Origin of the sequence: Micromonospora sp. PLK6-60, from assembly GCF_019890675.1 — a bacterium.
Taxonomy (GTDB): Bacteria; Actinomycetota; Actinomycetes; order Mycobacteriales; family Micromonosporaceae; genus Micromonospora.
In genome coordinates, this window is sequence record NZ_JAIOAA010000004.1 from 259,579 (window position 1) to 272,782 (window position 13,204).

The window sequence follows — 13,204 nt, forward strand, 5'->3', positions numbered from 1 at the left end:
CTCGCTCAGTCCTTGCTGCCCTGGTCAGCTTGTCCCTGGTCGTGGGCGTCCAGACGGTGCCCGCGCCCGCGGCGGCTGCCGCGTTCGCACCGGCCGCCGCGCCGGCGGCCGCCAAACCGGGCGATCCCTGCACGCCCAACAGCACCGACGTCACCACCGCCGTCGGCCTGCGCTGCGTCAACAAGGTCCTGCTCCGGACCCGGGGTCGGCTCAAGCCCGGCCCGACCTGCCTGCTCGGCCGCCCGGCCGGGCGGATCTATGTGTCCCGGGAGTGCGGTGGTAACGGACGCGGCCTGGAATACATCGCCCAGGCCCGCGCCGTGGCGTACCTGAACGAGAAGCTCGAACCGGCGCTCGTCGGGACCGGGGTGACGCCCAAGGTCCAGTGGGAGGTGGAGGTCGGCTCGCCCTCGGACCGGGCGGACATCCTCTACTACGAACCGGACGCGGCGACGCCGAGGATGCACGTCATCGAGGCGCGGTCCTCGGCGACGGGGCGGTTCGCCGCCGCACCCGGCGATGTCGCCCGGTACGTCGCCAAGCTCAAGGCGTTGCCGATGGCCGACGTCGTGCCCGGCACGATCCTCGACAACTGGGGCAAGTACGCGGACACCTTCGAGCTGGCGTCCGGCGTCTGCCGCTCCGGGGCGCGCCGCATCTACAGCTACTACGCGGCGATGGCGCCCAACCTGCCCGGCGTGCTCCAGATCGACACCATGCGCAAGACCCGCTGCGAGGACGGGTCCAAGGACGAGCAGGACGTCGGCAACGAGGGCGAGGAGGCGCACGACCCGCCGCACGTGATCCCGCTGCCGGGCAACACCAACGGCGACGGGGAGAGCGAGCCCGAGGCCCCGCCGAACGTCATCCCGTTCCCGCAGGCCCGGCCGCTGCCGCAGCCCACGCCGCTGGACCCGGCGGCCTCGGTGGCCGACCAGTGCTCCTGGCTGTGCGTGACCGCCGAGGGCCTCGCCGCGCTGTGGGCGCTCAACGAGGCGTTCTGGACCGGCACGGACGCGCTCACCCGGGTCTTCATGAACCTGGCGATCAGCCACATCGAGGCGAACGTGCAGTTCGCGCACGATTTCCTCCGGGCGCTGGCCGGCAGCACGAACGGCTACGGGGACCCGCACCTGGTGACGGTCGACGGCCGGTACACCTCGTTCCAGTCCGCCGGCGAGTTCGACCTGGCCGTCTCGGAGCGCTACGACATGGACATCCAGACCCGCTTCAAGCCGATGAGCAACTGGTCCGCGTTCGACCGGGCGGCGATGGAGGTCAACGGGCACCGGGTGGAGTTGACCCAGGACGGCCGGCTGCTGGTCGACGGGGCGGTCGTGGACCTGCCCGAGAACTCGCTGCTCGACCTGCACGCGAACGCCGCCGTGGTGCACACCAAGAAGGGCCTGTTCACGGACACCTACTACGTCATCTGGCCCGGCGCCGGGGAGCGGCCGATCTTCTCCTGGCAGCCCGGACCGGGGTCGCCCCGGGTCGGCCTCTACTTCCCCCGCTCGGCCCAGTCGGACCTGCGTGGCCTGCTCGGCGACGCCAACGGTGACCCCGCCGACGACCTGCGGCTGCGCGACGGCACCCGGCTGCCGGCGGACACCTCCCCGTCGACGATCCACGGCGCGTACGCCGACTCGTGGCGGATCACCGACGCCACCTCGCTGTTCACCTACGGACCGGGGGAGAGCACCGGCACCTTCACCGACAAGACCTTCCCGCACCAGATCGTGACGGTGAACAGCCTGACCCCGTCCGAGATCGCCCTGGGTACGGAGGTCTGCACCACCCACGGCGTCGCTCCCGGCCCGCAGTTCGACGCCTGCCTGGTCGACCTGGCGCTCACCGACAACAACGAGTTCGCGGCGATGGCGGCCGAGCGTCAGGAGATCGCGGTCGACTACTCCGGCGTGCGGCCGGACGCCCAGGGCAAGCTCACCGTCGACTACGAGGCGGCGACCGTGCCCAACAACTTCTATCCGGCCCAGTTGACCCGGGACCCCGCGGCCGGTTCCTTCGCCGGCCCGTACACCGGGCGGGGGACCTACCGGTTCTACGTGCAGACGATTCCCGGGCACGTGACCGGCACGCTCAGCTTCGACGTGGTCGCGGTCGGCGACTGGGCGGCCGACGGCTCGGCGGAGACGATGGCGTTGCAGGTGGACCGGACCGAGGTTTGGCGCAAGACCGTCGACGCCAGCACGCCGCCGGTGCGCACCGGGACACTGGCGAACGGCAAACCGTATGCCGTGTACCGCTTCCAGGTCCCGCTCACCCACTCCGCCTCGCAACTGGAGGCGGTCTTCTCCGCCAGCGGGGTGGACGGTCTTGCCGGGGAGGGCTTCGGCATCGACAACGTGTCGCTGGCGTTTCCGGTGATCGCGCCGCAGCGCTTCGACGTCACGCTGCCCTTCTCGGTCTCGAACGGCTCGCCGGGCACCGGCGCCGGCAACCTCGAGACGCCGGTCTCCGTGGACGAGTACCGCTTCACCGTGGCCGCCGGCCAGTCGGTCTTCGTGGACGTCCAGTCCTGCCCGGCGACCTACTACCTGAGCTGGCAGATCGTCGCCGCCGACGGTCGGACCGTCGGCTCGTACGCCTGCGGTGACGACGAGGTGGAGAACCTGCCGGCGGGGACGTACCGGTTGGTGGTGACGCCGATGTTCGACCGGACGGGCACGTATTCGTTGTCGGTGTTCGCGGTGCCGGCGGCGCAGGTGTTCGACGTGTCGTTGCCGTTGTCGGTGGCGGAGAACGTGCCGGGACCGGGTGCGGGCGTGCTGGAGACGAAGGCGTCGCGGGACGAGTTCCGGTTCACGGTGGCGGCCGGGCAGTCGATCTACGTGGACCCGGTGACCTGCCCGACCTCGTCGCCGCTGAGCTATCTGAGCTGGGAGCTGATCGGCCCGACGGGTGCCACGGTGCTGTCGAGGATGCTGTGTTCGGACGAGCAGATCGACAACCTGCCGGCGGGCACCTACCGGCTGGTGGTGTCCCCGGACAGCGGTCTGATCGGGAAGTACACCCTCCAGGCGTTCGTGGTGCCGGCGCCGCAGGTGTTCGACGTGGCGCTGCCGGTGACCATCTCGAACGGGGTGCCGGCGGTCGGGGCGGGCAACCTGGAGACGAAGGCGTCCCGGGACGAATACCGGCTCACGCTGGCCAGCGCCGGCACGATCGACGTCAACCCGCAGACCTGCCCCTCGGGCGGCGCGTACACCGGCCTGAACTGGCAGGTCGTCAACTCCGCCGGGACGACGGTGGACACCGGGTTCTGCGGACACGAGCGGACCGTGCCACTGGCCCCGGGCGCCTACCGGTTCGTGGTCAGCCCCGCCTACGGCCTCACCGGCGCGTACAAGATCGGGTTGACGGCGGTGCCGGCCCCGCAGGTGTTCGACGTGACCCTGCCGGCGGCGGTGTCGAACGGGGTGCCCGCCGCCGGGGCGGGCAACCTGGAGACGACCCTGTCCCAGGACGAGTACCGGTTCAGCGTGACCGCCGGCCAGTCGGTGTACGTCGACATCCAGAACTGCGTGGGGGGCTACTACCTGGCCTGGAGCCTGGTCGACGCCGCGGGCCGGTCGGTCAACTCCGGCGCGTGCTCCGACCTCCAGGTCGACGGCCTGGCGGCGGGGACGTACCGGCTGGTGGTGACGCCGATGTGGGACCGGACGGGTACCTACTCGCTGGAGCTGTTCGTCGTGCCGGCGCCGCAGGTGTTCGACGTGTCGTTGCCGTTGTCGGTGTCGACGAACGTGCCGGGGCCGGGCGCGGGCGTGCTGGAGACGAAGGCGTCGCGGGACGAGTTCCGGTTCACGGTGGCGGCCGGGCAGTCGATCTACGTGGACCCGCAGACCTGCCCGACGTCATCGGTGCTGGACTACCTCGACTGGAAGGTGGTCGGCCCGACGGGTGCCACGGTGAAGTCGAGCAGCCTGTGTTCGGACGGGCAGGCGGACAATCTGCCGGCGGGGACGTACCGGCTGGTGGTGACGCCGGGTAGCGGGGTCACCGGTGCGTACACGCTGCACGCGTTCGTGGTGCCGGCGCCGCAGGTCTTCGACGTGGCGTTGCCGGTGACCATCTCCAACGGGGTGCCGGCGGTGGGCGCGGGCAATCTGGAGACCAAGGCGTCCCGGGACGAGTACCGGTTCACCCTGACCACCGCCAAGGCCGTCAACGTCGATGTCCAGAGCTGCCCCTCGCAGAGCGTCTACACCGGGCTGAACTGGCAGGTCGTCGATTCCGCCGGGACGGTCCTGAAGAGTGGTACCTGTTCGGACGACCGCACCGCGAGCCTCGCCCCGGGCACCTACCGGCTCGTGGTGACGCCGTACCTCAACCTCACCGGCCCGTACCGGATCGCGCTGGCGACCGTCTAGGGTCACGCCCCGGGGTGGCCGACCCGCCGCCCCGGGGCCCCAGGACCGGAACGACCAGGAAGGCGGCGGCGGTGACCACGATCGACAACGCGCTCTGGGACGCCTGGTTCGACGACGACCGGATCGAGCCGGGAATCGTGGTGCGGCTGGCCGGCGTGGGGCCCGAGGTGGCCCTGGTGCCCCGGATCCGGGAACTTGTCGAGCAGACCCTGGCCGAGGCGACCGAGCACGCGGAGGCGCTGCCGCTGGTGGCGGAGGTCGTGGTCACGCCCGACGGCATCTGCCTCGCCGTCGTCGACGGAGAGGACGCCCGGCCGCTCCTGGAACCACTCGCCGTGCGGCTGACCTCGGCGGGAGTCGGCGGCGTGTTCGTCCCGTACCCGGTGGGCGCACCGTCGTTCGAACTCGACAGTGACCTGCTGGAGTGCCGGGTGGTGCTCCCGGCGACCCACACCCCGGCGGACCTGCCGAGTTGGCGGGCGTCGCCGGGGGCGCTGCGCGACGCCGTACGCGCGGCGCTGTCCTGGCTGGCCGTGGACGACTGGGCGCGGGCGACGGTGACGGTCGGTACGGTCCCGTGGGCCACCGCCGGACCAGACCTGGTCGCCGACCTGCTACCGGTGGCCCTGGCGGCGTCGAGCCGGGAGGGCGCCGGCATCGTCGTACGGGAGCACGGCCGGTTCCGTGCCGTCGCCTTCCTGCCCGACGAGGGTCACCTGGCCTTCGCGGTCGGTCCGCTCGCCGCGACCCGCCCGCCCGGGGAGGTCGACGTGGCGCGGGCCCTGGCGGCCCTGGAGGCATGCGCGCCCTGGTCCCGGTACGGCTTCGTCCGGCGCAGCCGTGGCCTGGTCGGTCTCGGTGCCGAGCTGAAGCTCGGCCACGAGCAGCCGGACCTGCTGACCGATCCCACCGGCGCCAGCCAGCGCGAGATCGAGGAGCATCGCCCGCTCGACGCCTTCGGCGCCCAGTTGATCGCCCGCGCCTGGCGGTCGCTCGTGCCGGGTGAGCGCTGGCTGGACCGCCCCACCGGCCCGGCGGACCTGATCGTGGCGCGTGACCTCAGCCAATGGTGGGCCGCGCCACGACCCGGGCCGCAGGCGCTGGCGCGGGGCCGGGCGGACCTGGCCGGCCTGCTGGGGCGGGGCGGCCCGGTGGGGTGACCGCGCGCGGGCTCATTCGCCTGCGGCGCCGAGGTGGCGGGCCTCGGCGATGGCCGCCTCCACGGCCTGCCGGGCGCCGGTGGTCCGCTGCACCACCAGCGTGAGCACCTGCTTGACGCTCTCCAGCGCCGCCAGCAACGGCCCCGGCTCGCCGCCGAGCAGCACCGTACGGGCGAGTTGCTGCACCTCGCCGACCTGGGCGATGGACCGGGCGGTCGCCTGCCGCGCGGCGTCGACGGCCTGCCGCACCGGGGCCAGCCCGGCGATCGTCTCCTGCGGGGTGGCCCGCTGCGGCACGGTCGCGGTGCCCCTGGTCGCCTCGTTGAGGGAGGTGGCGAGCCCGCCGAGCCCGCCCTGGACCTCGCCGATCGCCCCGCGTACCCGGACCACGCCGGCGGCGACCGCCGCGAAGCCGGCGCCGGCGGCCCGCAGCGCGACCTGCTGGGCCTGCTTGTCGGCGGCGCCGACGAGGCCCTGCGCGCGTTCCACGCCGGCGGTCAGCGCCCGCAGTTCACCGGTGATCTGCTCGATGTGCGACACGGGAGCCGGCTTCCTGATCGACGAGGGTGAGGATGCCGTCGAACCTACCGGGGCGGCGCCGGCCCCACCAGGCGGCGGACCGACGCACGGCATTCCCACAGGAAGCGCACAAGCGGGCTCCAGTGAAACGAGCGACGGTTCACCTGTCGCCGGATTCGAGGAGGAGCCATGCCTGACACGTTGATTCGCCCCACGCCCACCGAGCCCGTGGGGCCCGACCTCCCGTGGGGCGCGCCGGAGCCGGTTCCGCCGTCTGCCGCCCGGCCGGACGAGCCGCCGCCGCCGGACGGCACCACGACCGCGGCGGTGCCGCCGCGTCGGCGCCGCCGACTGGCCGCGGCGGGGGTGGCCCTCGCGCTCGCGCTGGGCAGCGGGGCGTCCGGCGCGCTGGTCGCGGAGCGCCTGGCCGGCGACGGTACGGCCGTCCGCGTCACCCCCGCCACGAACGCCGTCGCCAGCGTCGACTCGCTCTCCGGGGTGGTCGCCTCGGTGTCGCCGAGCATCGTCACCGTGCAGGTGACCGACGGTGGTTCCGCCACCCTCGGCTCCGGGGTGGTCCTCGACCGGGACGGGCTGATCCTCACCAACGCGCACGTCGTCTCCTCCGGCGGCCAGGTCACCGTCGAGCTTTCCGACGGCCGTACCGCCGCGGCCACCGTCGTCGGCCGGGACAGCCGGGAGGACATCGCGCTGTTGCGCGCGTCGGGCCTGTCCGGGCTGACCCCGGCGACGCTGGGCAGCGACGCCACCCTGCGGGTCGGCGACCAGGTGTTGGCGTTCGGCAGCCCACTCGGCCTGCAGGGCACGGTGACCTCGGGCATCGTCTCCGCGCTGGACCGGACCGTGGACGAGATGTCCGGCCTGGTGCAGACCGACGCGGCCATCAACCACGGGAACTCCGGCGGTGCGCTGGTGGACACCGCCGGGCGGGTGGTGGGGATCAACGTCGCCATCGCCACCAGCGGGCAGGACAGCGGCAGCATCGGCCTGGGCTTCGCCCTCCCGATCGACACGGTGCGTACGGTGGTCACCCGCCTCGAAGGGTGACTGGCGGTCGTGGGGCCCGTCCTTCCACACCGCGGCAGGTGCAAAACGCGAGCCGGGTGGGTAATGGCCGGCGATGTTCTTCATCTTCGGTCTGCGGACCAAGGTCGACCGGTCGGGCGTGCGCCAGGAGGTGTGCCGCAACTGCGGCAACCGGGCTGCCCAGGTGATCACCCGGCGGGTCACCAAGTTCAGCCTCTTCTTCGTCCCGCTGATCCCGGTGCGGACCCGCCACACCCAGCAGTGCAGCTTCTGCGGCGCCGAGTACGACATCTCCCGCGCCGACGCGCAGCGCCTCCCGGTCGGCTGACCGTGGCCCGCTTCCTCTGCTGGCTGATCGGCCGGCAGCCGGCCCTCCCGCCGGCCGCGCCGGTGCACACCGTCTCCCGGCCGCCGTGCACGCCCGGCCGCCGGCACCGGCGCCGCCGCCGGCCCACGGCCGGCGCCGGCTCGCCCCGCTCCCCGTGGAACCGCTCCGCCGGCCGCTGACCGCGCGCCCGGCTGTGATCTTCGACCCGCTTCCGACCGACCCCGACCTGCCCGAACTAGGCTGAGGCGGCCGCGAAGAACGGGGAGAGTCGTGCGCAACCACCCGGCCGTCGTGCTGGTCGCCGTCCTGCTGTCCACGCTGTCGCTGCCGGTCTCGCTGACCGGCGCGTCCGTCGCGCTGCCGGACATCGGCCGGGACCTCGACGCCAGCCTCTCCGCCGTGCAGTGGGTGGTGAACGGCTACAACGCCACCTTCGCCAGCTTCATGCTCGCCGCCGGGGCGCTGGCCGACCTGTTCGGCCGCCGCCGGGTCTACGCCATCGGCCTGGCCGTCTTCACCGTCGGCGGGCTGCTCGCCTCGGTCGCCGGGGACATCCTGCTGCTCGACCTGGCCCGGGCCCTCGCCGGGGTCGGGGCCGCCGCCGCCGCGACAAGCGCCTCCGCCCTGCTCGCCGGGACGTTCCACGGCCGCGCCCGGGCCCGCGCCTTCGCCGCCTTCGGTACGACGATCGGGGCCGGGCTGGCCTTCGGCCCGTCGATCGCCGGGCTGCTGATCGAGGCGTTCGGCTGGCGGTCGGTCTTCGCCGCACCGGCGTTGGCGGCCGGAGCGGTGCTGGTGGCGTTGGTGCCGCTGCTGCCGGAGTCCCGCCAGCCGCACCGGGGCCGGGTGGACTGGCCGGGCACGGTCACCTTCACCGCCGCGCTGCTGCTGCTCATCTTCGGGTTCGTGCAGGGCCCCGAGTACGGCTGGGCGGCCCCGGTGATCGTGGCCGCGTTCGCCGGCGCGGTGGCGCTGCTGGTGGCCTTCGTCCGGGTGGAACGCCGCCGCGCCGACCCGATGTTCGACCTGTCCCTGCTGGCCAGCCCCCGGTTCGTCGGCATCTGCCTGGCGGCGGCCACCATCGTGGCGGTGCTGGTGCCGCTGCTGGTCTACCTGCCGTCGTACCTGACCACGGTGGTCGGGCTCAGCCCCGGCGCGGCGGGGGCCACGCTGATCCTGCTGACCGCGCCGACGCTGGTGCTGCCGCTGCTGGGCGGTGCGCTGACCCGGCTGGTGCCGGCCACCTCGGTCACCGTCGTCTCGGTGCTGGTGGTGGCCGCCGGGGCGGCGTGGGCGACGGTGCTCGGCCCGGACGCGGACACCGCCCGGCTGGCCGGCCCGCTGCTGACCATCGGGGTGGGGGTGGGGTTGTCCATCGGGCTGCTCGACGCGATCGCCATCGGCAGCGTCCCGCCGGACCGGGCGGCCACCGGCGCCGGGATGATCAACACGGCGCGGCTGGCCAGCGAGACGGTCGCCATCGCGGTGGTGGGGGCGGTGCTGGCCAGCACCACCGCCGGCCGGCTGGCCGACCCGGGGTTCACCGGCGGGCTGCGTACCGTCCTCTGGACGATGGCGGCGGCGGCGCTGGTCGCCGCGGTGGCCACCGCCCTGCTGGTGCGCCGGGCCCGGATCCGGGCCCGGGAGGACGTGCCGGTCGGCTGAAACCCCGACGCCGTCTCGTGCGCCCTGTCGGTGACGCCCGTCGACGCGACGGGCGGGAAGCGGAGGGGGCATGACGGGCCGTAGCGGGTTGGCGGACGTCGGCGAGGACGTCTTCGGCGCGGCGTACGAGCAGCACTTCCGGGCGATGGTGCGGTTCGCGTACCTGACCACGGGCAGCGCCGCCGCGGCGGAGGACATCGTGCAGGAGGCGTTCGTCGACCTGTACCGCCGGCGGGACGCGGTGACGCAGCCGCAGCGGTGGCTGCGCCGGGCGGTGGCGAACCGCTGCACCTCCTGGGTACGCCGGCGGGTGCTGGAGCGCCGGCACGCCTTCACCGAGCCGCCGCCGCACGCGGCGCCGCCCGGCGAGGACGCGGCGGTGCGGGCGGCGCTGCGCCGGGTCCGGCCGCGGCAGCGGGCCGCCCTGTTCCTGCGCTTCTATCTCGACCTGCCGGAACGGGAGATCGCCGAGGTGCTCGGCTGCCGCCCCGGCACCGTCAAGACCCTGATCCACCGTGGACTCGCCGCGTTGAGGGAGCAGCTCGATGACTGATCCGAGGAACCAGATCCACCGCATCGTCGACCGGTTGGTCCCCGCCGAATCGGTGACCGTCCCGCCGGTGAGCGAGCTGGCCCGGGCCGCGACGGCGCGGCCCCGCCGGAGCTGGCCGAGGCTGGCGCTGGCCGGCGTCGCCACCGCCGCCGTGCTGCTCGCCGGGGCGGCGGGCTGGCAGGTGAACGGGGTGGCCGACCGGAACGCGGAACAGCGGATCGTGCCCGCCACGATGGCCGGGAACGGAGCGGATCTCGCCGCGAGCTGTCCGGTGCCCAGCGGCGACGGCCGGACGATCAACGCGGTGCGCTGGCCGGGCGGTCTCGCGGTGCTCGCCGCCAGTTCCACCACCTTCGCGCTCTGTTTCGGCGGGGAGTCCGGCCCGATGGTGTCCGAGAGCTGGGGCGGTTTCTCCCCGGGCGCCACGTCGTTGGTCTGCCGGCCCGGGGGCTGTGAGGGGGGCGCGCAGCCGGTGACCAGCCGGTTCGCGCTCACCTCCGCAGTGCTGGTGTACGGGGCGACGTGGCCCGGTACGGCCCGGGTGCGCGCGGTCAGCGACAGCGGCGTACGGGTCGAGGTGCCCGCGCAGAACGGCACCTTCCTGCTGCGGCTGGAGACGGCGGGCACCCGCGAGGTCGGGGTGCGGCGGGTGGAGATGTTCGACGCCACCGGAGAGAGGCTGTACACCTGGGACTGGGACTGACCGGGCCGCCGGCCGGGCCCGGCGGCCGACCCGCGGCGCGCCGGCCGGGCGAGGGCCCGGCCGGCGATCGCCCGCTATCGTGGCCTGTCATGACCGACACCGCCCGGCGCCTGGCCGAGATCCGTGGGGACGGGCCGCCGAAGCGGCACAACGCCCGGACCATCGCCGCCCTCACCGGCAACCCCGGCTGCTCGCGGCGGGCGGTGCTGGACAGCGCCGGGGTGGACAAGCCGAAGCTCGCCGAGCGGATCGGCTTCCCGGCCCGGTTCGGCCAGTCCCGGTTCGCCATCGGCCGGGGCAACGCGTTCGAGGCGCAGGTGAAGGCCGACGGCGGCGCGGAGCTGCTGCGGCTGGTGGCCGAGCGGCTGGGCGTACCGGTGCCGGCGGGGGCGAGCTGGACGGACCTGGGCGGCGCCGACGACCTGCCGGACCGGCAGGAACGCTCCCGGGCGGCGCTGACCGCGACGGACGACGGGGCGGCGCTGTTCGACCATCCGCTGCTCGGGCTGGCGGTGGCCGGGCAACGGGTGCACCTGGAGCCGGACCTGGTGGCCGCCCGGCTGGCCGGCCGCTACCACGTCGTGGAGATCAAGTCGTTCCCGGTGGTGGACGGGCAGGCCGACGCGGCGAAGGTCTCCGCCGCCGCCGTCCAGGCCGCCGTGTACGTGCTCGCGCTGCGCGAGCTGCTCGCCGCCGAGGGGCACGACCCGGAGTCGGTGTCGCACGAGGTGGTGCTGGTCTGTCCGCGCGACTTCACCAACCAGCCGGTGGCCAGCCTGGTCGACGTCCGCAAGCAGTTGCTGGTGCTGCGCCGGCAGTTGGACCGGATGGCCCGGGTCGACGACCTGCTGGCCGAGGTGCAGGCGGGCTTCACCGCCGACCCGTCGGCCGACCCGGCGACCCTGGCCGCCGCGCTGTCGCAGGTGCCGGCCCGCTACGCGCCGGAGTGCCTGGCCGCCTGCGAGCTGGCGTACTTCTGCCGGCACGAGGCCCGGGCGCAGACCGGGGCGATGGGCCGTCCGGTGCGCGAGGCGCTCGGCGGGGTCGCCGACGTGGCCGAGGTGCTGGCCCTGGCCGCCGGGGAACGCGCCCCGGAGCCGGCGCAGGCGGAGGCCGCCGCGCTGCTGCGGGCCGCGGCCCGGCTGCGCGCCGAGGCCCTGGCCGGAACCCCCGCATGAGTACGCCCCGGACCGCCGTGTCCGCCGGTGCCGCCACGCCCGCCGGGTCTGCCGGAACCGGGCGGTCGGCGTGAGCACAATGCGCGCGCTGGCCAAGGCGCAGGCGCTCGCCGCCGGGGTGGCCCAGCCGGTGGCCACCGTCCGGCACGTGCACCTGTCGGCCCGGCCGCTGGTGCTGGTCCCGCTGGCCATGGCCGGTGAGGCGCACGCCCCGCTGGCCGCGCTGGTCGGCGCGACGCCAGGCGAGGCGAAGCTGCTGATCGTGCCGCAGCCGCGCAACCGGGACCAGCGGTTCCGGTTCGTCGCCGAGCTGGCCGAGGTGGTGCTGCCGTACCTGGACTCGTTCCGTGGGGTGTCCGAGGCGGTGCCGGTGGACCGGGGCCGCGACGTCCGCTACCGGTACGTGGACGCGCCGCAGCTGCTGGTGCCGAACCCGGCCGGGGTGACCTTCCTGCGGCTGCTGGGCCGCTCGACCCGGTTCCGCCGGCCGGACGGCGACTATCCGGTGCACCCGTCGGTGCCGCTGCTCGGGCAGTGGCTGACCTTCTTCGCCGAGCGGGCCGAGCAGCCCGGCTCGTCGGCGCTGCTGGCGATGACCGAGGCGGTGACGCTGCACTGGGCGACCGGCCAGAGCGCGGTGGAGGATCTGCACCTGCCGGCGCTGCTCGGCTGGCTCGACCCGCCGCCGGGGCTGACCGGGGCGCAGGCCGCCGCGCGGGCCGAGGACCCGACGGTGTGCCCGCCGGCCGGCCCGGCCACCGACCCGGACTTCGACAACCGGGTGCTGGCCCCGGCGATGGCCCGGTACGCCGACGCGGGCGACGACGCCGGGGCGCGCGCGACGGCGTACGCGGAGCTGGAGCGGGTGTTGCGCGATCAGCTCGCGCCCACCTGGGAGCTGATGTGGCGCGGCGTGGGGCTGCTGGCCGGCCTGCCCGCCGGGGCGCGGGTGGCGGGGCGCTGGGACGGCGACAAGGACGCGTTCACCGGGTACGCCGAGCACGTCGACGCCGGCGGCGGACCGCAGCCGCGCCGGGACGGGGCGGTGGCGGCAGCCCGGCGGCTGCACCGGCTGGAACGCGCGCTGACCTCGTACGCGGTGCAGCGCGCCTACGACGACCCGCTGGTGATGGCGGAGCACCGGCTGGCCGGGGAGGCGTTCGTCGGCGAGGTGACCCTGGCCGACCCGAGGCGGGTGGACGACACCGGGAAGCGGCCGGTGCTGCGGCCCCGGATCCAGGTGGTAACCACCGAGCCGGTGGCGGTGCCGGTCGGGGCGACGCTGTGGTCGCCGGCCCGGCCGACCCAGAAGGCGAAGCTGGTCTTCCTGACCCCCGGCGACGGCAAGACCGAGGTGGTGCTGGAGCTCTCCGGTGGGATGGGCCGGGGGCTGACCGCCCCACCGGGCAGCGTGCCCGAGGTGGGGGAGCGGCTCTGCTGGACGACGCTGTCCGACGCATACCTGCCGGCGGGCGCCTTCCCCGAGCCGGACCAGACACCGTGGACCCACGGCGGCCCCGAGGTGTAAGGAGGGGCACCTTATTAACGCCTAGCGTTGTACAGGGGGCCCCTGTTAACACTTCACGCCAGGGTCGGTGGACCCTGGCGGCCGGGGGGAGGGGTGGCTAGGCTTGCCGGGTTCGCCGTCCGTGACCGG

10 protein-coding genes are annotated in these 13,204 nt (G+C 74.5%); 9 read left to right on the plus strand and 1 reads right to left on the minus strand.

Going from position 1 to position 13,204, the window contains the following annotated elements; genetic code table 11:
• Nucleotides 1-29: 29 nt before the first annotated feature.
• Nucleotides 30-4,394: a VWD domain-containing protein gene (locus K7640_RS30575; protein ID WP_222954582.1), complete on the plus strand. Its 4,365-nt coding sequence runs from the start codon at nucleotides 30-32 to the stop codon at nucleotides 4,392-4,394.
• Nucleotides 4,395-4,465: 71 nt separating this feature from the next.
• The gene (locus K7640_RS10595) at nucleotides 4,466-5,554 is read left to right on the plus strand and encodes a hypothetical protein (protein ID WP_222954583.1); all 1,089 of its coding nucleotides are present in this window, start codon (nucleotides 4,466-4,468) and stop codon (nucleotides 5,552-5,554) included.
• Nucleotides 5,555-5,566: 12 nt separating this feature from the next.
• Here K7640_RS10595 and K7640_RS10600 read toward each other — a convergent pair whose 3' ends face one another.
• Nucleotides 5,567-6,094 (minus strand): DUF6244 family protein, encoded by a 528-nt coding sequence (locus K7640_RS10600; protein WP_222954584.1) that lies wholly within the window; start codon nucleotides 6,092-6,094, stop codon nucleotides 5,567-5,569.
• Between the two features lie 168 nt (nucleotides 6,095-6,262).
• Between K7640_RS10600 and K7640_RS10605 the strand changes: the two genes are divergently transcribed.
• The 7 genes from K7640_RS10605 to K7640_RS10635 all read left to right on the plus strand — a co-directional run bounded on the left by K7640_RS10605 (nucleotide 6,263) and on the right by K7640_RS10635 (nucleotide 13,075).
• The gene (locus K7640_RS10605; RefSeq protein ID WP_222954585.1) at nucleotides 6,263-7,141 is read left to right on the plus strand and encodes a S1C family serine protease; all 879 of its coding nucleotides are present in this window, start codon (nucleotides 6,263-6,265) and stop codon (nucleotides 7,139-7,141) included.
• A 73-nt stretch (nucleotides 7,142-7,214) separates the two neighbouring features.
• A complete protein-coding gene (locus tag K7640_RS10610) occupies nucleotides 7,215-7,448 on the plus strand; it encodes a zinc-ribbon domain-containing protein (protein ID WP_222954586.1) in 234 nt (77 codons plus the stop codon).
• A 270-nt stretch (nucleotides 7,449-7,718) separates the two neighbouring features.
• Nucleotides 7,719-9,113 carry an MFS transporter gene (locus K7640_RS10615; protein WP_222954587.1) on the plus strand — a complete coding sequence of 465 codons (1,395 nt, stop codon included), beginning with the start codon at nucleotides 7,719-7,721 and terminating at the stop codon, nucleotides 9,111-9,113.
• A gap of 70 nt (nucleotides 9,114-9,183) precedes the next feature.
• Complete coding sequence (locus K7640_RS10620; protein ID WP_222954588.1) at nucleotides 9,184-9,666, plus strand: SigE family RNA polymerase sigma factor; 483 nt, start codon at nucleotides 9,184-9,186, stop codon at nucleotides 9,664-9,666.
• Nucleotides 9,659-10,369 carry a hypothetical protein gene (locus K7640_RS10625; protein WP_222954589.1) on the plus strand — a complete coding sequence of 237 codons (711 nt, stop codon included), beginning with the start codon at nucleotides 9,659-9,661 and terminating at the stop codon, nucleotides 10,367-10,369. Before K7640_RS10620 ends, K7640_RS10625 begins: the two co-directional genes overlap by 8 nt.
• 89 nt (nucleotides 10,370-10,458) lie before the next feature.
• Complete coding sequence (locus K7640_RS10630; protein WP_222954590.1) at nucleotides 10,459-11,547, plus strand: hypothetical protein; 1,089 nt, start codon at nucleotides 10,459-10,461, stop codon at nucleotides 11,545-11,547.
• Nucleotides 11,548-11,617: 70 nt separating this feature from the next.
• On the plus strand, nucleotides 11,618-13,075 hold the full coding sequence (locus K7640_RS10635) for a hypothetical protein (RefSeq protein WP_222954591.1): 1,458 nt from the start codon (nucleotides 11,618-11,620) through the stop codon (nucleotides 13,073-13,075).
• The last annotated feature ends 129 nt before the right edge of the window (nucleotides 13,076-13,204 follow it).